Raw genomic sequence first — 19,174 nt, forward strand, 5'->3', positions numbered from 1 at the left:
TTATTTTTTCTCCTTTTTTAACTGTTTATTTAATTGATTAATCTCTTGACTTATATAATTTTTAAATGCCTGTTTGTCTTGACTATTAGCATAATCATGTAACAGATACCATTGATATTTAACTTCTGATATTTCAGCTATTTCATTCTCCCAAAAGTGTAGGTCGCTATATATAAGCTGTTGGATTGTATAATCGTCCTCATGATTGATTAGCTTTAGCATTGTCTTTAGTTTTTTTAGTTTGTTAGTTAATATCTGTTGCTTTTCAACATTGGGTATCAATGCCTTTATATCTGCTCTGTGTCGTATGCAATAGCGCTCTATATCGCCAATCTTGCGCCAGTATTGTCTTTTTGTTAGATGGTATTTGTCTCGGGTCTCTAGCTCCCCATATTTTAGGGTGAATATAACAATCTCTGCCGTCTTTTTATTGCTGAAAATTAATGGTGCTAGTCTAATTGCCTGTTGGGTGTCATATGTGTTTGGGCATGTTTTTGTTGGCTTAAGGTTGTCTACATCTATTTCAGATTCATCTTTAAGTTGCTTTAGGTGTTGATTAATTAACCCTTTTCGACTGTAAGTTATTCGTGTGCGCAGCCAGTAATCATTGTTGTTAACCATATCTGCCACTTGAGTAGTCTCTAAATCTGATAACCGCTTGTAGTACAACTCATTAATTAATGCTTCCTTGGTTTCCTTATTATTTCTGTTTGTTGCCTTGGCTAACTTGGATGCTTCACACTTAAAGAGTGGCATATCCATTATTTGACTTAATATGTTGTCCCATTTAGCCCAATCGTCATTATTTGTCATTATCTAGCACCACCTTTAAGATAACCCAACCTACTAGCATCAATATCTGCCCAATTATTACTGTGTCTGTGCTGTTGGCAATCATGCCACCTATATCTGCTCCAATACCGCTACCTAGTAAAAGTGGGCTGCACGTTTTGGCAGCTATATCTAGCATTTTTCTCATCTTTTTACTTCCTTTTGTTGATTAAGTGAGTTATAATTTGTATAGTGGGTTATTAGACAATTTTTTCATTAACAAAAATAAAAAAGAAACCCAGTTTTGCTGTTAACTATTATCCCATTGGCTATACCCTTGATTGTGGTTGATGACACTCCTGTTGCTTGTTGTGCCTGTTGCATTGAGGGGTACTCTGTCTTAATCCCATTTTTAATTGCAATCACTTTTTTGCCTTGATATTTGTTAGCTGGTGTCTGTCTCTTTTTGCGGTTTTGACTTATTGTTAACCATTGTAGATTGTCTGCACGATTATCAAGTCTGTTACCATTTATATGGTCAACTTCAAGCTTTTGGGTTGTTTTCGGCTTCTTTAGCCAAGTGGAAGCCACCAAGCTATGTACAGTTTTTGTTATTTGTTTACCTTGATTATTGTTAACCGCCACAATCGCATAGCCGCTGTTATTAATGTGCTGGTTAATAATGTGCCCCCTTACGTGTCTTTTGTAATGGTTACCGTTTAGTGTATATCGTCTATCATGTTCAATTTCTCGTATTTGACCATCTTGGCTTATCTCATAGTAGTCTGCAATTGTCGGGTCTGTTATCTGTCTCCATTGTGTTACCTCCATTTCTCCTTGAATCTGAAATGTAATTAAATTTTGGTCTAGTGTAACGTTTTTCATTTTGTTTTCCTGCTCCTGTTTTTTAATCCCTGTTTTTCCTGGCATCAGTAATATAGTACTTCCAAATATTTTTGATTTTTAGTAGGTATGCCTTGGTTTTGGCTAATTAGTATGATTTTCTTGCCCAGTATGCTGTAGCATTAACAATTACCTTGTCCTTTAATGTGCGCTTCTCTGTTTTAAAGCCAAGTAGATTAGCAAGCTTACTGTTTATTTCAATCAAGTCAAACTGCTTCCAGATTAACAAATCCTTTAAATGCTGTAACGCTGTGTTACCTTGCATATGCATATTAGCCCTCTGTAGCATTTTGGCTAACTCTTTTTTAGGTACGGTTTTGTTAGGTGTTGCTTCCAAGTTATTTTTAACTTTTGTAATGGCTGCTAACTCCTCTGTTGTAATTGCCTGTTTATTGTGATTAATGAACTGTTTCGCATAATCCTCGCCTAGCCAATATTTAACTAAATCTGACCTGACACTTGCTGTTGTGTCTAGGGTTATTGTGTCTAATAGGCTTTGCCAATCAATTGCATCTAGTGGTTGCATCATATAAATGCTTGGTGCTAATGTGTACCCATTTTTTGCCTTTTTTATTTGACTACTACCCTTTTTTTCGTTTAAGGTCATAATCCCAGAAACTGTATACTTCTCTGGTATCCGTTTTAGCCAGCCTGCCAAAAGAAATATGCCTAAACAGTGGGCTATTTTGTCCATTGACATTGTTGGTGTAATTGCTTTTTTTAGCTCTTTAATCGAAAAGTTGGTAAGAGTAATAGTCCTGTCTATAAGTTCATTGGCAGAGTCTGTAAGTAGTCCACGTGTATACAACTTTGCGTAACTAACCTTGCATATAGCACGGGCTACTGTCAACAAATCATCTGAAGACTTGCGCAAGTCTGACTTAGGTGTCCCAGCCCAGAATACTGATTTGAGTGCTTTTCCTTTCATATGAGTGTTCTTGCGCTCTAGTTTAAAAAGATTGTCCTTAACAATTTCTCTTGACGCAAAGTCAGAGTTGGTGTAATCCAAACCACAAAAAGATTGTAAGAATGGGATTAAGTCGCCCTCTGGTAAGACAGCAGCTAATACTTGTAGTGTGTTAAGTTTGGTTTTATGACTCTTTAAAGTCCACATCCAAGGCTTACCTGCAGATATTGCAACAGAGCCTGGTGTTTTTGCACCTAGCAACTTCCTCAAAGAAATCATATTAGTGGCATCCACCAGAGAAGTGCGGGCTTTTTGCCTAAATGTAAATTTCTTTTTATCATCCATGTTTATGATTTTTTGAAGTGCGTTGTAGTTAGCTGGTTCTCGCCAATTTGTCAACATTTCATAATTTTGAATCTCTTTAATGTAGGCTTTTTGCATTTTTTAAAATCCCCCTGTTTTCTTAATCCTTATTTTTCCTGGCATCAGTAATATAGTACTTCCAAATTTTTTTGATTTTTAGCGGCGTATAAGGTTATTAATTATGCCCTCATATATCCTCTATACTATTGTAACACAAGAATAAAGTTTTAGTAATTCCCATGGTGCTGTAGGTAGCAAGGGCTGTTTTTAGCTTGATGGGAACATTTTGGTCTAATTTTTGTTCTAATGTTTTGGGTGGGAACTAGGGAAAATTGTTTTAATATCAATGTTTGTTACACTTTTTAAGGTGCAATATACGGAGTATCAGTCTCTAGTAGTCCTGTTTGAGTTTTGTGTGTGATATATCCTGCCACATGACAATAAAGATAAATGCTTTAATGCATTTAGCTGTTTGTCTTTAGAAAACAACTAATGAGGTTTGCTGTGGGGTGCAGGCATTAGAGCCTGTAAGCACCCCTCAAGCCAAACCTAAAAAAAGTTTTAAAAAAAAAAGAAAAAATTGTGTTTCCCGTAACCTTGTGCAGGGAAGGCATAGAGCCGCCCTAGGCTCTTGGGAAGGAGAGCCAACGGCTCGGGGAGCCCAGACTCCCCGTCTAGCCATGTAGAAAGTTTGAACAAAATGAGAATAGTTTGCATCTATTTGTAATTTGGCAAAACAATTGAATTAAACATGATTAGTCTAATATCTCTTTTAATGTTTTCTTCAATATTGAGTAAACATGTTTTAGTAATCTGTTTTGTTTTTATTAAAAGATATGAAGGGGAGTGTTGCTCCCCCGAGCTAAAGCTCTCCCCTGCAAAAAGGTTAGCCACCTTTAGGGCTTCCCTTAGTGCCTAAAGCACACGGAAAAACCCTATTTCTTTTTTCAATTTCTTTTAAAGGATATATCTTTCAAATTTGTTAAACAATTACTCAATATTTCTTGTTAATGTTGTCTTTTAATGTTTATATCCATGTTTAGTAATCATGTTTACACAAACATAATAATGAAACATGATAACTAACATTGTCTTAGTTAACATTCTCTTTCAATATTAATTGTGTTTAGGTATATCTTTTAAGGCATATTAGTTCAATCTTTTCTAGATATATCTCCTCTTATATCTCTCTTCATATAGTTAAAAAGATATAAAGATAACGGGAATGTATCCGTCTGAAATATCAGAGGTTTTAATGATTGATAATAACCCTGCCCCACATTTGTGAACATTTTCACTTGTTAATGATGGATATATCCTTTTATCTGGATAACTAGTCCCTTTTACTCAATTATTCCCTATCTGCTTGTTTCAGCCTATATAAGACACTTTAATTCAAGTCATGGATAATTATGCCAAGATAAATAAAACGTCTTAGAGAGCCTTATATGAGCATATGAGGGTATATAAAAGGCATGAATAATTATGACTGATTAATTAGTAGGATTAATTGACTAACTAATTAGATGCATTATTCAATCTGACAAATAGGATGCAACTAATAAAACCACCATTATTAGCCAATATAAGGGGCTATGAAGAGCTATTATTAATCGTGTTGATAATCGTGCCTAGATAAATAAAACCGCTTATATCGTCTTATATGAGCATATGAGGGTATATAACTGGTTTGACTGTTAGGCACACTTAATAAACACACTAACTAATCCAACATGACTAACTCATTATTAGCCATTATTAGCATCTCTAATGGATTTTAAACATTTAGGCATAATTAGCCATGCTTTAAGATAAAAACGCTTAGAAACGATTTTACGGGCATATAGAGCTATATCTGCATGACAGTAATGCCTGCTATATCAAACTGGATTACTAGGGCTGGTATATAGGTGCTAGGGGTATTAGTCCGTTATATTCAGATGGGTTATTTGGCTGCTATATCTGGGGCGATATCTTGCCAAACATTTGTTCTTCAAAATCAGCAAAATACTGTTGAATTGAACTCATATCCGCATCACACTTTTCTGCTATATTTTTCGACCAATCTGTAGCTTTTTCAATATGCTTCTGGAAAGGTTTGTAGTAATGGGACTTGGCAGATTGCTTATTCCTATATTGCTGGTAATATCTTTTATTCGATTTAGTTGGTTGGTGTTGTTGTTCAGTCTTGATTACTGATTGATTGCTATTAACTGACTGAGATTCAGATTGTGATTGATTAGTTTGAGATTGATTTGAATTGAATTTATAGACTGTAGTAATTTTTGTGTTACTCTCTGGTAATCTCTGGTTATTGCTTGGAACTGGTAGTCCCTTTCCATTGGGACTGTCAGTCCCTTTGCTTTGGAACTGGTAGTCCTCTTGGCTGGAACTGGTAGTCCCTTTGGCATCTACTTCAGATTCTCCTAGCATTTCAGCTAATTTTTCATAGTCCACACGATACCACTTAGTTCTGTCAATTCGCATTTTGTTGAAGTTGTCAGCAACTAATAGCCCCATTTTTACCAGTGATTTTAAGTATCTTTGTACAGTTTTAATGCTAAGCCAATCGAATTGTTCCTGCCAGTCTTTAGCCGTGTTATATACCCAACTATATCCTTCTCTAATGTTGATATTTTTGTCAGTCCAGTAGCTAATTTGGCTAACCATGATAGCTTTATCAACACCAATTTTTCTAGCTAATCTGTGGTCAAATCCTCTGTTTAATTCTAATGTTGTCATGGTTACGCCTCCTTACTACCTTTAATTAGTTCGTCAAGTTTTTCATAGTCAACTCTGTACCATTTAGTTTTGTCATACTTAGTCTTGTTAAAATTGCCTGTAATAAGTAACCCCATTTTTTCTAGAGAATTGAACTTATTAATCATGGTGTTCAAACTAATAAATTTAAAATTTTGACTGTGCCAGTCTTTTAAACTTTTACATACCCACTTTTTACCATCATGAGTGTTTGTCGATTTAGTTGTTTCTTCATCAACCAATTGAATGATAATCGCTTCCGTCATACCTAACTTGTTTACGATTTTTTCATCTGCTTCAATTCTGTGTCCGTAATTTATCATGGTTATATCTCCTTAAAAATCAGTCAAATAAAAAAGAACTAACTAGTAACGTGTCCACCTTACACACTTATCTATTACTACTTAGTTCTTAATAACTATTTTTAGGATTTAACCATTGAAAAAAACTTTCAAAAAGTATAAAATCTAACATAGATATTAGAAATAAATAGATAAATATCTCGAAATTTATAGAGACTTAAGTGTGTAGATAGGCTTAAGTTGAAAGTTGATTAAAGCTTCTTTGGCGATTAGCTTTAATGCAACTAAGTAACTCACCAGGTTACTGAAAATGACTAGCAAGGCTGTAAAGGTCTTGCTTTTTTGTTGTCTTTTTTATTCAGTTTTCAATTGTTATTTCTAGTCCTTATTTTTGCGGAACTGAAATAGCTTTTCTATTTACAATAGTAATAGTAGCATCCTTTTCTATTTTGTCAAATAAAAATCTTTGTATCTTGTATACAGTATACTGTATAAAATATATTGAATATTGTGACAAATATATGGTATACTGTCTACAATAGATTGTGACGGAAAGGACTTACAAATGATTATTTCATGTGCAAACCAAAAGGGTGGTACTGGTAAGACATCTACAACAGCGTTAGTGGCTTATGAATTAGCTAAAAAAGGTAAAAAAATCCTATTAATCGATTGTGACCCTCAAACAAATTTAACACAATTAATGACTAAGACGGCAGCTGCAAAAGATGAATTGTTAATTATTGACCACACTTTATTTGGTATGCTAATAAAAAACATACCTCTTGAAAAGGGAATTAAGCCTGTTATGGATAACCTAGATTTTATTCCAGCAGCTAGTGACTTAAATATGTTTTCTCGGTGGTTAGATAAACAAAAATTAACTGAAAAAGAAAAAGTTACCTATTTATATAACCATATAGCACCGCTAGAAAATAAATACGACTTAATTTTTTTAGATGTTAGTCCAACAATGAGTTTGTTAAATGATAATGTTTTTATGACCTGTGATTACATTGTAATCATGCTACAAACACAAGAGCGGTCTTTAAATGGTGCCAGAGACTTCATTTGGTACTTACAATCAAATTTAATAAATCAGTTTCATGCTAAAGTAAACATTGTTGGTGTGCTACCAGTATTAAGTAAACGTGGTGGTAGTGTTGACAATGAAATCCTAGCCCAAGCAGCTTATGATTTAGGAGACGAAAATATCTTTAAGCATAAGATAATGCAGATGGAACGTGTTAAACGGTATGATTTGACGGGTATAACTGATGTGGAAAAGAATAGGTGGGATAAAGAAACACATGAAGCATATACTCAAGTAGCAGAAGAAATGCTAGAAAGGATTAACAATGGCACTTTTGAATCATGATGTAAAAGTAAAAGTTACTGACCAAGTTAGTAGAGAAGAATTAGGATTTGGTGCAGAACCAACTGAAAAAGAAGAAGTAACCTATAGCAAAACAGTTAGGACAAATAACCATGTGGCTAATCAACTAAACTCACTAACAAAAATCGGATTAGGTAAGACAGTTAATGAAGTTATACAAAGTCTCATTGATAGTAAACTAGATTCTTTACCTGATTCTACTAAAGCAAAATATGATATGTTGCTAGATATTGCAGAAAAACAAGACTTTCTCACTCATAAGTAGATTGTACACAATCCATTATATACTGTATACAATCTACAATCACACAAACATCATCATTATTAGCTATACCAGTGGCAACTTTACATAATAGCCATTAAACGAAGTAGTCAATGCAGATTGTAAAGACGGTCAAAAAAACAGTTGCTAAAAATAGTTTGTGAAATTAAAACCGTATAGCATTAATGAGCCCTAATTTTATAGGGTTCTTTTTTTCGTCCAAAATAAAATTCACAAAGTATACCACTTGAAATTAAAGCAAAAAAAAAAGCCACCCAGAAATTAATCTGAGTGACCTTAAAAAGGAATTATATCATGCAATAAAAATTTAATTTATATCGCATTCATATATATATAAGTATACATCAACTATTTAGTTAATGCAATATTGGCACCGCTAAAACCTTTAGTTAAGTCTTTAGCAAACTTTGCTTTTGATATGCCAATTTTTGGCAGATATTGCCATGGGTCAACGTGGTCGGTATTGCTGTATCCGTGCTGCACAAGCCATGAGTGTGTTTTGATACCTCTGTATGAGTTAGTGTCTAAGGTTAGCGGTATGCCATACTTTTTAGCTGACCATCTTAGCCAATTTACATAGTGTTTGTAAGCTTTTAATGCACGCCTGTGATTACTGAACTCACAAAGTTCAATCTGAACAGGAGCCATACCGTTTGCAGGACTGCCTGCTCCCCATGCTACATAACCCAACTCGCCTACTTGATAAATTGAGTGGTCGTCAATGACAAAGTGAACATAAGTCTGGCTAGTGTTAACACTTGTTTTCATGTTGTGCGCAATCGCCCAAGCTTCCCCATTTGGTGTTGCTGTTGAGTGAGCAATAATGAATCTTGGTGTAGCTAATTGTGAGCTACCCTCATTATCTGCTAGGCTGTACTTCTTGTTTATCTTCAACTTTGGCATCCTCCTTTTTACCTGCATTCATTTTTGCGACTTCTTTTTCAGCGAATGCTCTAATAACAGCTTCAATCGTGGCATCCACTTTTATACCATGACTGACTAAGGCATCTTCAACGCCACTAATAACGTTGTCCATCTTAGTCTCCCCCTTTAAATCAGTAGTTTCAGCCTGGTGGACAAATGCTTGCGCTAAGTCTTCTATGAAGAGTAATGCCTTGTTTTTTGTGGCATGCTTACTTGCATACAGTCCAACTAAAATTGCCAATAAAAATAACACGGCATATACCGTGTCAAAGATTAGTTTTGTCATGTTTTAATTCTCCTTGCTTTTGATTGGTAGCTTTGAAACCTGCTCGTATAACTTTGTGCCTGAGCCATTACCACCAAGATTGTGGTAGGTATTATATATCTGATTTAGTCTGTTGCATTGTTGTTCAGTTTGATAGCCTTGTTCATCTATAATTGCGCCAAGTTCATCTAAATCTGAATGAAGAGCTTCTATCTCTCCTGTTTTCAAAGAGTCTACAACACCTTGAATTTCTTGAATTGACTGGATAATTGAGGGTAATTGGTCTTCCAATTTTTTCCTCTGCTTATGCTTGGTGTAGTAGCTTTTGATTAATTGAGCAATCCAGCCAAAAAATCCAACAGATGCCAAAAAGTCAAACACGTACTCCCAATCAAGACTTATGAAATGTAACACTACTTTTTATCACTCTTTCTTTTTTATACTGTTTGACTTACTGGATAATCCTGTCCTGTGATTGTCTTGTAATCAGTTGCATTAATTGAATTGCAGCGAACAAAATAAGCAACATTATCATTGGTGTAGCAACCAAAGCCATAATAAAACTTGACAAGATTGACCATTATTTCATGTGTATCCATTAGTTAGCACCTCCGTTTGTGTTTGATGTAGGCACATTAGGTATATTCGGCACTGATGGCTTACTTGCTAAAATTGGTGCTAACATTTGGAGTAGTTGCGCTGTGGCTTCCGCTTGTTTTTCTTGAGTAGCTTGAATTTTGTCCAAGGCACCACTAGTCTCTTTTGATACTGAATTTTGTTGCTCTTGCACGGCTGTAAGTGTTTGTTTGGTTGTGTCTAATTGCTCTTTTAGTGCTGTTATTTGTGCACCTTGACTATTGGGGTCATTTTCTACCCACTTGTATTGGTTCCAGTCATATTTAGGGCACTTTAGTCCAGTTGGCGCCTCTAGAACTATAGGAAAGGGCGCAACATCATGTTTTTTGAAAAGTAAAATTGGTTCGCAATCTATTTCATCATTTGAAAGGTATCCCATCTGTTGCCACATACCATTTTCATCAAGCAATTTCTGCTTATCTTGTATTTGTTGTTCTAAGTCAGTCATATTTTTTAACTCCTTTAGTCTAAAATTTCTACGTCATCTAAAGACAACCAACTCTCACAATTTTGATAAGTGGCGTTATCTTTAGTGGGGATAATGTAAACAGCATTTTTATAGGTGGTCAAAATAATAAATCCAGTAGCCTCGCCACCCATGTTTATGTCATGATAAACATCATAGCTTAGTGTGCCGTCCTCTGTAATGTGGTTATTCGACTTTACTGTTCTTTTTATGCGTACATGTTTACCCGTCAAACTGTAGTCAAACCGAGCTCCATTAATAGCTAGCGTTTTAACATCCTTACCGTTAAGTAACATTATTTTCCTTCCTATATATAAGCACTTATATAAGCACCAAAACATTGGGGTGTGACTTTGAGTAGGCAACACCACTGGCATAGTCAGAAGCGCTGTAAGTTTGCAGGCTGCTGTTAATCTTATTTTGCAGGTAGTCTATCCTACTAGACAACACTGATATATCTGACCTATAGTCTTCAATCGCAGGCACCCACGTCATTTCTGGGGGTGTATCTGCATCTTGCCACTGACTAGCTTTCATACAACTGTATTTACCAGTATAACTACTGTTGCTAGTGAGCAAAACCGTTACCCAGTAGCAACTAGCAGGTGTCGTAAAGGTTACGCTTACTCTGCCTTTAGAGCCCGCTGTAATTGTTGCACTGTCTACTAGTCCCCCACCGTTATTTACTTGCAATTTACAGCCTGCAGAACCACTTGAAAAAGCAGTATAGTCAATATCTACGGCAACTGTGTACTTAGTATAGGCTTCAGTTGTAAGATGGATAACGTCAGTTGCTGTGTTGGGTGGTATATCTCGGGGCTGTTCAGTTGTGCCTTTTAGTAAGTTTGCAGCATACATAGATACTAAAGCATTGCCATTATTAGGGGACTTACCGTTAACCTTTTTTACACCGCCTGAATCAACAGTTACATTGCCGTACCCGTCTGGTGTTACCCCATTCACTGACTTCACATAATCGCTTGGTATCTTAATATTGACGTTGCCGTACCCGTCTGGCGCTTGACCATTTACAGTTTTAAGCTTACCTGCGTCTGCTAACTTTCTGTCAATCGTGGCGTTGTCGTACATGCCAGTAACCTTGCCATTCAAGGCATTCCAGTCATTTTTGGTAACAAAGTTAGTAAAGTCAATCTTGTTAAAATCAGTCTTAATCTGGTCTAGTTTGGTACTAATGGCATTGGCTTTACTGGTTAAATCTGGCAGAGTGTTATTTTGTAGCTGATTTACTTGGGTACTAATAGCACCCAATTTGTTGTTTAAATCTGATTTTAAATCATTCTCAAATTGCACAAATTGGGCGTTAAAATTATCTCTTTGACTCTTAAAATCTTGTGTTGCTTTAGCATCTAGCTGAGTTAGCTTACTGTTCCAGGCGTTTTCTAGGTTTTGATATTTTGCATTGTAGTCAGCGAGTTTGTCCTTATAAGCTTGCAAGGTATTATTAGTATCGCTTACTAATCTGTCTATTGTGCCCTTATTGTCTGCCTCATATTTATCTAAATCGGCTTTAGTCTTGTTCATGTAGGCTTGCACATGGGTCAACATTAACTCAGCCTTACTCCAATAGTTTTCATTTTCTGTTGGCAGGTCAGCCTGTTTTAGTACCTCGATAAAAAAGTTTGTTGTGGTATCAATCAGTTTGTTGGTATCGTCTTCGATTTCAAACCAAGCAGAGCCTGATTCTTGATAAACGGAAGTGTGCAATTTATAGCTTATCTGTCCTGCTTTGGCATTGATAACCTGAATGTTATCATCCGCCACCATCTTGCCGCCGTTCTTATTTTCGCCGAATGAAATTTTACAGTTGGTCAAATCATAGGCTGAACCTGTTGAGCTTACTAGGTTTGCCTTTAAAATTAAGCCACCTTCTGATTGTCTGATGGTGATTCTGTCTACATCAACTGAGGTAGTATTTTTATCTGTTTGTAATGTTAACAGCGGTATACTCATTTGCTATCGCCTTCTTCCTTGGGTTTATCTGCCACTAATTTTTTAAGCTGTTCATTTTCCGTTTTAAGTGACTCATTTGCTGCACGCAGCTGTGCCATCTGAATAGCCTGATTGCCTATGATAGTTATCAGATTTTCAGCGACTAATTTTTCCAGCATTTATACCGAACCTCCTATGATAGCTGACGATTTAATGTGATTATTAATGTATTCCCCTAGATTGTTGTATTTTGAATTTGACCACATAACGTGCCCACTATTATTATTTGTAATGCCATCTTTTGTAATAGTAATAATGCCATCTACATCAACTTGCACAAAGCTACCTACCCCGTTAACTGTTAAGTCTGGTGTGGTTATACCAGTAGACTCTATCCATAAGTTTTGTCCAATCGAAATACCAAACTGTGTATCATCATTAGAGGGGACACCAATAACAATTTTTGAGGAATTATCTTCTTTGCTAACCTCTAGAGAGCCTTCTATCGTACCTAGAGCGTGAATAGTGTCTACATCTATATGGCTGGCATCTATAACTGGAATAATAGCTTTATCGACAAAAAGTTTACCACCACCATCTGAACTCCACCCCAAGCCAGCGTGAAAGCCACCAGTACTGTCGTACCAACCAATACCCCTGTTGTTGAATACCATTTTGTGGTCAGAAGCCTCTGCAGCAATTTCCACTACATCTTTCCAGGTCTTAGTTCCGTCTAGGCTTCTAGGATAGAGTACGGCATTGTCAGTACCACCTTTGGCTATCCAATCACCAAATTCTTGAACCTCTACTCCCATTTTCTGCATGTGACCTTCAAAGTCATCAAGTTTTTCCTTCTGGTCATGCAAGTCGGTCTTGAGCTTATCGAAGGCTCGCTCTCTGTCCGCACCTTCTGCTTTAAGCCCCTGGTTAATCCTACCTGCAAAATCATTAACCCTGTCTATCCGTGTTGTTGCTTGACTAAATTTTGCATTAGTTGTCGTATTAGCTGTTTTAAGCAGAACGTGGTCATAACTTACGGGTAATGAGCCGATTGTTTTACTTATATATCGATGAGCTAGTGCGTTAAAAGTTGTGCTGGTTACTTGGGCTGTTAGCTGGATGCCAATTTCATCATATTCGACTCCCACCGTGTCATATAGATTAGCCTGGTCTATTTTTCCAACCTCATTTTCAGTCAAAGTACATGAGGGGTCTGGTTGTCCTATACGATTTTGCTTCATGTAAGATTGTGCTAGTGAAGTTAGTTGGTCTATATCTGCCTGAGTAGGTTGCCCTGTTGTATTGTCATTATCGGGGTTCCAATATTGCGATAAGTCAACAGTGGCAAGCTTTTGGTGTTCTTTTCCTATCCAATTCTCCGCGTATATAAAGGTTTGTGGCAATGTGACTAAAATTTCTTGCTGAGGTGCTTCCTCTGTTTCATCATCAGAATCACTGTTACCACTACCCCAATCTGGTGGCACATCATCATCTGCAGAATAATCAATTGAGCTACTTAGTACCCAGCCTGTTTGTCCGTTGTAGGAGACTTGACTCCAGCTTTCCCCATTGACGTCTGCCGTACCTAATACCTTTAATTGAGTACCAACAGGAATAGTTGCTGCAATTGCTTGTCCGCCTGGTCTATCATGCAACTCAATTGAACCATTAGTTTTAATTTCATGGTCAACGTAATCTTTAGGTGTTTGAGGTTTTTTAGCTTTCTTTTTTGACCAATCACAACTACTTACCTTGACCCATCTGTTAGTCGCCAACTTGTAGTATTGAACTCCATCCGCCGTTGCCTGCCCTAAAATATTGTAATAGCCGCCACTAATAGTTAAGGGCTTAGGATTACCATGAGTCGGATATATCGGACTTGTCATTGGTGTACCAGGCTTGGTATATACGGGACTGTTGTCTTTTATCCATACACGCCCAGTAGCTGGTTGATAGGCAATATCGCCTGCTGTATCAAACCTTAGGTGTGGTCCATATACCCAAGAATTTGAGCCAACCTTATACCACTTGTTGCCGTTTTCGTCTATTGCAATTTGAGAATAACTAATTCGTTGCCCAATTTTGTACTTATCTCCTGTCCTGTAATGAGAACTACCTAAAAATGGGGAATAGTAGCAATGCACCACATCAATGCCTACTGTGGCTGTCCCACTAGCAGGGTAACTAATACCCTTACTGTCTTTACCAGCTGTAATATGACCTTGTCCATTACCAGCATTAATTACATAATCTCCTGACTTGTCAAAGGTTATAAAAGCAGCGTCTACCCAAGCATTGTTAGACAACATGTACCAATCATCATTATTCATTGGTGCAGGGTCACTACTGCCATCTAACTTACGCATGATTTTTAGCTTGGCACCATTAGCCACACTGCCGATTGGATTATGACCTGGATAGGGACTATCATATGTGGTTAAGTCTCCTGAACCCAAGTATTGAACAGTCCCTTGCCCATCATAAGGGACACCTGCTTGAGTCATATCTGTAGGCAAAGGCTTTTTCGGGGTAGGTGTATATTTGGCAAAAGGGAAAATTCCCGTATACATTTGAGAAATGTTCTCATCCTTTGAAATTGAGCCTAAATCACGACCATGTTTTATTACTTGATTGGTGTTTTTGCCAGGGTTTTTCAAAAATTTAAACTTGTAATTGTCAAAAATCCACTTTCCTTTATATAGCGACTGCATTGATTGAGTAGGTTCGTCTCCAATTTGGTCAGCACCCATCAAAATGCTTGAAGTATCACTATTCTGGTCAACACTATAGTTAATGTTAGCCAAGTCGGTTATATCAGTGGTAAATTCCACACCATTTATCGCTTCAAGTCCTGGCATTGCATTTTGTAATTCCTTGAAACATTGACTTGCTGACAAATTAGGTAAGCTTATATCTTTTGTAATGACACGGTTTGTGAAATCGCTGGCTATATGAACTGCTTGAACCGTTATTTCATCAAGTGTCTTCGATACTTCTTGAATCCTAAACTTCTGCCTTAATAAATTGGGGCTGGCATCAACCATGATTATCCTGCCTGATTTTAATTCTTTGGCAAGCTTGCCATCTGCCTTATAGGTAAGGCTTAATGTGGGTATGGTGTTAACAGTCTGCACTACCTGACAAGATAGACAGTCAACTAAAGCACCTATACCATTAGTCTTGTCGTTATCTGTAGCATTTTCAAAGAGTATCGGATAACGTAAATAATTTGTCATGCTAAGCGCCTCCAGTTCGGTTTATACTCAATTAATCCTATATGCTCGCCAGTTATTTGAATTACATTCTCGCCAGGTACTAATATCGGGGCGTCATTATTGTAGAACTGCACTGAACTACTAAGACTGACTGGATTATCTAGCGACTTATAGGCTTGGCAATTCTCTCCATCTATGTATATCTCGCTCTCAATATTACTCATAGAGCATGTGTTTCCGTTAACAGTTATCGCCCAATTACCGCTTGACTGACCGTCTGTTTTAAGATGCCAATCGGGGAAGGCAGGTATGTTTGTTTGGTTGTATATCGTGGTTTGCATAATCTGGCTTCCAACATCTATATTGCCAACTTGTTGCCAATGGATTGAGTCTGTCCTTGTCATGAGCGGTTTACAATCAAATGTGATTGTGCCAGTAAGCTCTTCCTCTGCATGAGTCTCGATTAGTGGTGTTAAAACTGGTGGTGTAGTCACAATCGCTTCCCACAACCATTCTGGATTATCGCTGAATTTGAGGTAATCATAATCATAGCCGATTAGCCAATCGTTAATTGCTCTTTGTAATTGGTACAAATCAACATACTGCCTAGGTTTAAAGACAGTAACATTAGCTGAAAGAGTAACATTTTTAAAGGATTGATAACTCTGAATCAAGTCCCCATTCCTGCCGTTTATATGAGTCATGGCTATATCTAATTGCGGTGTAGGCATAGTTAGGGGGTATTCCACATAAATTCCATAATCGGCTGAACTATGGTCATGATATATAAGCTGTCCCTTCTGACTAGAACGCATAATTATTCCTCCTTCCTACTGATTTACGAACTTGATATTTCTCTAACTGTTTAGCTAAAGTTTTACCGTCCAATTGTACTTTTGTATCAACGCTAACGGGGTTATTACTTAGCGTCTGAATTAACATGGTTATCTGGTCAAGCTTATCGCTGTCAACAATGGAACCTAGTAATGTGACAATCGTTAATAACAATTGATTTGTCTCATCAACCTTTTTGTTGTCATTAGTATTGTCATTACCCTTTACAATTTTGGTTGTTTGGTTTAATAAATCCACGGCACGGTTATGTTTCAAAGGGTCTAATGGTATTATCATTTCTGGTTTATTGTTTTCGGAAATATGGGCTAGTTTTTCAGTTAAGGATAATCCGCCATTAGCATATGCTCCACCTGCAACACGTGCAAAAGCAGCACTATTACTCCCGTACACATGCTTCATATAATTGATAGCTGCATAAAGGTTGTCATATCCGTTATATATATTGGCGCTAGAGTTTTGCTTATATTTGTCAAAAGTAGGAGGTATAACTTGTGCTAGTCCCTTAGATGGAATACCTGCTTTAGCGTTTGAGTCCCAATTATTAATTGCCTTAGGGTTCCCATTGGATTCACGGGCGATTACTCTCAGCCATGATTGAACTTGAAATGGTGTAGCACTAAACCCATTAGCCTTTAATGCCTTAATAACTGTGTCTTTCCAACGAGCTACTCCGTCTCCAGCGGGGTCTGCCATGTGTTCACCAAACATGGAACCAAGTTTTTCAATGAATTTGAAAAAGCCATTGCCAACTTCATTTTTGACAAAGTTTTGTAATCCGTTAGTTGCCTTCGCATCTGTATCAGTTGATTGATTTAGCCCTTTAACTCGCCCAAACTTAGGAGAGCCTTTACCAACAACACTATCAAGTGTGTTCATATGGATTCCTTGTGAAGGCGATTGAGCAGAAAAGTACTTATTTCCACCTGCATATACACCAACATGCTCGCTTCCACCGTCACCCCAGAAAACTAAATCGCCTGACTTGGCTTCTGATTTAGATATATGTGTTGTTTGGGCATATTGTGCACCTGAGAAGTGCGGGTAACTAATACCAAAAGCCTTTTTGAGTGCGTACATTACCAGTCCTGAACAGTCAAAACTGTCGGCACCAGTTGCACCCCATACATATGGTTTGCCTTCTCCGTATTTTTCAACGGCTTTTAGTAAGGCTGAACTAGTACCACCACCGTCTAGGTTACTGGAAGCCATACCCCATAAGGCTGTCCACCAGTTTTTTACATTGGCTAAAACTTTGTTGAAAGCACCCTTACCAATAGTAGCCATAGCACCAGCCACACCTTTTGGATTTGTCCATGAAAACAGTGACTCAATGTACTTGATAGGGTGTGAGACAATCTTGGTTGCTAAGTCGTAATACTTTTTGAGGTTACCAGCGGTTTGTTTGACCCAATTGACTGCACCATTGAAAGCAGAGCCAACATTATTAGCAATACTGCCGAAAATGTTGCCAATTGTGCCACCTGCAAAGTGGTAATTACCCATCATGCCCATTAATAGCGCTGTATCACGGGCGTTAATAACATTGTCACCAGGCATAAGCAAGGCTTGAGTGTTACGCCCTTGAATAATGCCAGCTGAACCGTCAGCGTGAATAAGCATTTCTTTATTTTGGGTTTGTGGGGAGTCATTACCGTCATTAAGTGTTGCCATAATTGGTTTAGTTATTGGGCTTGAAAGGTTCTTGAAAATATCAGTAGTACCTTTAGCCAATTTGACGTGTCCTAATAAATTGATAGTCTTGTCTTTACCGCCAAAGGCATGGATTACTGAGTTAACGGCTTTTATACCACCGTTCACAATATCAATTAGCCCATTCATTCCGTCCTGAGCAAGCTTTTTAATCGTCTTCCACGCATTACTAAAGAAACTTGAAACTGCATTCCACAAATTAGTCCAAGCTGACTTAAAGCCTTTGCTAAATGTTGATAAACCTGAGTTAATGCCTTTTGTCCAGCTAGTCCAAGTGTCACTAATTTTGCTGAAAATACCCTTGAAGAATTTGTTAATTCCATTCCAGAAGTTATTCCAAGCATCCTTAAAGCTTTTACAAAAGCTATTGAAGCCTTTTTTTATAGATTTCCACGCATTACTTATGTGGCTTACAACGGAATTGAAGAATTTCTTTACATTTTTAGGTATCGATTTGAACCAGTTAATGACATTAGTAATTGTCTTCTTAATTGGCTTTAAATTCTTGATTATTAAAACGACAGCTGCACCAATTGGACCACCAAGTAAAACTGTCAAACCAGCCCAGTGTTTTTTTACCCAATTAATAATTCCGCTAAATGTGCTAGACACAGTTTTCCCAAACTTACCCAGTTGCTTGCCAATAGCGCCAAACATTTTACCAGCAGATTTAGCTAGTCCGTTGACAAATTCTCTAAAAGGTTTGCACTTTGCATAAAGCAAGGTAACTCCTGCGACAACCGCGGTAATACCCAATATCCATGGATTCATGTTTGATACAAGGTTCATAGCTTTTTGTACAATTGTCAGACTTTTAATTGCTGTGGTTATGGTTTGGAATCCTCTAACTGTAGCTGCAATACCTTGGATTAGCTTTGCACCAGCGATTGCACCTATTAGGGTGGTACCAAAAATCTTTACTGCCGTGGTGTGCTTAGCAATAAACTCAATTGTACTTACTATCCCTTTACCAGCATTAGTAGCTAAAGCTGTTGCTATACTCTGTATGTGTTTACCAGTGGCATTAAGCTGCCCATTCTTGCCAGTGATAGCATCAAGACCCTTTGAAAGCCCGTCTAATGCACTAGTAGCAATCGGTTTCATAACTGCCGATTGAAAATTAGTCCATGTTCCTTGTGCTTTGGCAAGCTTACCTTCTGCGGTTTCGCCATATTTAGACCAAGCTTCTCCTGACTCACTAGCGGCTTTTACCATCAATGCTTTCAGTTTGTCGCCAGAAATTTTGCCGTCTTTTAGGGCTTGAGTAAAGGCTGACTTAGTCATACCTGAGGCTCGTTGAATGGCATCCTTTAAACCTGGCAAGTCCTTGAAACTCATATTGAACTTGGATAGGTTTACTTTGGCACTCGAAAATAGTCTAGTTAGCTTCCCACTAGCTCCTATAATCTGCTGTGTAGTAGCACCACCAGCTTTACCGAAAGCAAAAATTTCATTAGTTAATGCTTGA

Annotated in this window: 19 protein-coding genes; 2 read left to right on the plus strand and 17 right to left on the minus strand. The window is 37.4% G+C overall.

Annotated features, from left to right (window positions below; genetic code table 11):
- The 6 genes from F5ESL0225_RS08180 to F5ESL0225_RS08200 form a co-directional block, all read right to left on the minus strand.
- A complete protein-coding gene (locus F5ESL0225_RS08180) occupies positions 1–813 on the minus strand; it encodes a hypothetical protein (protein WP_122048252.1) in 813 nt (270 codons plus the stop codon).
- Positions 803–979, minus strand: a complete 177-nt coding sequence (locus F5ESL0225_RS08375; protein WP_158592414.1) for a hypothetical protein — start codon at positions 977–979, stop codon at positions 803–805. Before F5ESL0225_RS08375 ends, F5ESL0225_RS08180 begins: the two co-directional genes overlap by 11 nt.
- Before the next feature lie 68 nt (positions 980–1,047).
- Positions 1,048–1,656, minus strand: a complete 609-nt coding sequence (locus tag F5ESL0225_RS08185) for an HNH endonuclease (protein WP_158592415.1) — start codon at positions 1,654–1,656, stop codon at positions 1,048–1,050.
- A 106-nt stretch (positions 1,657–1,762) separates the two neighbouring features.
- Positions 1,763–3,022, minus strand: coding sequence for a hypothetical protein (locus F5ESL0225_RS08190; RefSeq protein WP_122048254.1), 1,260 nt, complete (start codon positions 3,020–3,022; stop codon positions 1,763–1,765).
- Between the two features lie 1,878 nt (positions 3,023–4,900).
- Positions 4,901–5,686, minus strand: a complete 786-nt coding sequence (locus tag F5ESL0225_RS08195) for a helix-turn-helix transcriptional regulator (protein WP_122048255.1) — start codon at positions 5,684–5,686, stop codon at positions 4,901–4,903.
- A gap of 2 nt (positions 5,687–5,688) precedes the next feature.
- Positions 5,689–6,027 (minus strand): hypothetical protein, encoded by a 339-nt coding sequence (locus F5ESL0225_RS08200; protein ID WP_122048256.1) that lies wholly within the window; start codon positions 6,025–6,027, stop codon positions 5,689–5,691.
- 544 nt (positions 6,028–6,571) lie between these two features.
- Between F5ESL0225_RS08200 and F5ESL0225_RS08205 the strand changes: the two genes are divergently transcribed.
- Positions 6,572–7,384, plus strand: coding sequence for a ParA family protein (locus tag F5ESL0225_RS08205; protein WP_122048257.1), 813 nt, complete (start codon positions 6,572–6,574; stop codon positions 7,382–7,384).
- Positions 7,365–7,667, plus strand: a complete 303-nt coding sequence (locus F5ESL0225_RS08210) for a DUF5388 domain-containing protein (protein ID WP_122048258.1) — start codon at positions 7,365–7,367, stop codon at positions 7,665–7,667. The genes F5ESL0225_RS08205 and F5ESL0225_RS08210 overlap by 20 nt, the downstream gene beginning before the upstream one ends.
- 366 nt (positions 7,668–8,033) lie before the next feature.
- Here F5ESL0225_RS08210 and F5ESL0225_RS08215 read toward each other — a convergent pair whose 3' ends face one another.
- The 11 genes from F5ESL0225_RS08215 to F5ESL0225_RS08260 all read right to left on the minus strand — a co-directional run.
- Positions 8,034–8,579 carry a peptidoglycan recognition family protein gene (locus F5ESL0225_RS08215; protein ID WP_158592416.1) on the minus strand — a complete coding sequence of 182 codons (546 nt, stop codon included), beginning with the start codon at positions 8,577–8,579 and terminating at the stop codon, positions 8,034–8,036.
- A complete protein-coding gene (locus F5ESL0225_RS08220) occupies positions 8,545–8,895 on the minus strand; it encodes a phage holin, LLH family (protein WP_122048260.1) in 351 nt (116 codons plus the stop codon). The genes F5ESL0225_RS08215 and F5ESL0225_RS08220 overlap by 35 nt, the downstream gene beginning before the upstream one ends.
- 3 nt (positions 8,896–8,898) lie before the next feature.
- A complete protein-coding gene (locus F5ESL0225_RS08225; protein WP_122048261.1) occupies positions 8,899–9,255 on the minus strand; it encodes a hypothetical protein in 357 nt (118 codons plus the stop codon).
- A gap of 56 nt (positions 9,256–9,311) precedes the next feature.
- Positions 9,312–9,473: an XkdX family protein gene (locus tag F5ESL0225_RS08230; RefSeq protein WP_199716468.1), complete on the minus strand. Its 162-nt coding sequence runs from the start codon at positions 9,471–9,473 to the stop codon at positions 9,312–9,314.
- A complete protein-coding gene (locus tag F5ESL0225_RS08235) occupies positions 9,473–9,958 on the minus strand; it encodes a hypothetical protein (protein ID WP_122048262.1) in 486 nt (161 codons plus the stop codon). The genes F5ESL0225_RS08230 and F5ESL0225_RS08235 overlap by 1 nt, the downstream gene beginning before the upstream one ends.
- A gap of 14 nt (positions 9,959–9,972) precedes the next feature.
- On the minus strand, positions 9,973–10,272 hold the full coding sequence (locus tag F5ESL0225_RS08240) for a hypothetical protein (protein WP_122048263.1): 300 nt from the start codon (positions 10,270–10,272) through the stop codon (positions 9,973–9,975).
- 25 nt (positions 10,273–10,297) lie between these two features.
- Positions 10,298–11,947, minus strand: coding sequence for a BppU family phage baseplate upper protein (locus F5ESL0225_RS08245; RefSeq protein WP_122048264.1), 1,650 nt, complete (start codon positions 11,945–11,947; stop codon positions 10,298–10,300).
- Positions 11,944–12,105 carry a hypothetical protein gene (locus F5ESL0225_RS08380; protein WP_158592417.1) on the minus strand — a complete coding sequence of 54 codons (162 nt, stop codon included), beginning with the start codon at positions 12,103–12,105 and terminating at the stop codon, positions 11,944–11,946. The genes F5ESL0225_RS08245 and F5ESL0225_RS08380 overlap by 4 nt, the downstream gene beginning before the upstream one ends.
- A complete protein-coding gene (locus F5ESL0225_RS08250) occupies positions 12,106–15,162 on the minus strand; it encodes a phage tail spike protein (protein ID WP_122048265.1) in 3,057 nt (1,018 codons plus the stop codon).
- Positions 15,159–15,956, minus strand: a complete 798-nt coding sequence (locus F5ESL0225_RS08255) for a phage tail domain-containing protein (protein WP_122048266.1) — start codon at positions 15,954–15,956, stop codon at positions 15,159–15,161. Before F5ESL0225_RS08255 ends, F5ESL0225_RS08250 begins: the two co-directional genes overlap by 4 nt.
- A partial coding sequence (locus F5ESL0225_RS08260; RefSeq protein WP_122048267.1) for an NlpC/P60 family protein occupies positions 15,946–19,174 on the minus strand: 3,229 nt, incomplete at its 5' end. The genes F5ESL0225_RS08260 and F5ESL0225_RS08255, both read right to left, overlap by 11 nt.

The sequence above is a fragment of the Lactobacillus sp. ESL0225 genome, from assembly GCF_003692905.1.
Classification (GTDB): domain Bacteria; phylum Bacillota; class Bacilli; order Lactobacillales; family Lactobacillaceae; genus Lactobacillus; species Lactobacillus bombicola.

Excerpts from the sequence above, each read along its gene's own strand:
- F5ESL0225_RS08195 (WP_122048255.1), bottom strand. The coding sequence starts at position 5,686 with ATGACAACATTAGAATTAAACAGAGGATTTGACCACAGATTAGCTAGA.
- F5ESL0225_RS08190 (WP_122048254.1), bottom strand. The coding sequence starts at position 3,022 with ATGCAAAAAGCCTACATTAAAGAGATTCAAAATTATGAAATGTTGACA.
- F5ESL0225_RS08180 (WP_122048252.1), bottom strand. The coding sequence starts at position 813 with ATGACAAATAATGACGATTGGGCTAAATGGGACAACATATTAAGTCAA.
- F5ESL0225_RS08200 (WP_122048256.1), bottom strand. The coding sequence starts at position 6,027 with ATGATAAATTACGGACACAGAATTGAAGCAGATGAAAAAATCGTAAAC.
- F5ESL0225_RS08235 (WP_122048262.1), bottom strand. The coding sequence starts at position 9,958 with ATGACTGACTTAGAACAACAAATACAAGATAAGCAGAAATTGCTTGAT.
- F5ESL0225_RS08250 (WP_122048265.1), bottom strand. The coding sequence starts at position 15,162 with ATGACAAATTATTTACGTTATCCGATACTCTTTGAAAATGCTACAGAT.
- F5ESL0225_RS08240 (WP_122048263.1), bottom strand. The coding sequence starts at position 10,272 with ATGTTACTTAACGGTAAGGATGTTAAAACGCTAGCTATTAATGGAGCT.
- F5ESL0225_RS08255 (WP_122048266.1), bottom strand. The coding sequence starts at position 15,956 with ATGCGTTCTAGTCAGAAGGGACAGCTTATATATCATGACCATAGTTCA.
- F5ESL0225_RS08375 (WP_158592414.1), bottom strand. The coding sequence starts at position 979 with ATGAGAAAAATGCTAGATATAGCTGCCAAAACGTGCAGCCCACTTTTA.
- F5ESL0225_RS08210 (WP_122048258.1), top strand. The coding sequence starts at position 7,365 with ATGGCACTTTTGAATCATGATGTAAAAGTAAAAGTTACTGACCAAGTT.
- F5ESL0225_RS08205 (WP_122048257.1), top strand. The coding sequence starts at position 6,572 with ATGATTATTTCATGTGCAAACCAAAAGGGTGGTACTGGTAAGACATCT.
- F5ESL0225_RS08230 (WP_199716468.1), bottom strand. The coding sequence starts at position 9,473 with ATGGATACACATGAAATAATGGTCAATCTTGTCAAGTTTTATTATGGC.
- F5ESL0225_RS08185 (WP_158592415.1), bottom strand. The coding sequence starts at position 1,656 with ATGAAAAACGTTACACTAGACCAAAATTTAATTACATTTCAGATTCAA.
- F5ESL0225_RS08245 (WP_122048264.1), bottom strand. The coding sequence starts at position 11,947 with ATGAGTATACCGCTGTTAACATTACAAACAGATAAAAATACTACCTCA.
- F5ESL0225_RS08380 (WP_158592417.1), bottom strand. The coding sequence starts at position 12,105 with ATGCTGGAAAAATTAGTCGCTGAAAATCTGATAACTATCATAGGCAAT.
- F5ESL0225_RS08220 (WP_122048260.1), bottom strand. The coding sequence starts at position 8,895 with ATGACAAAACTAATCTTTGACACGGTATATGCCGTGTTATTTTTATTG.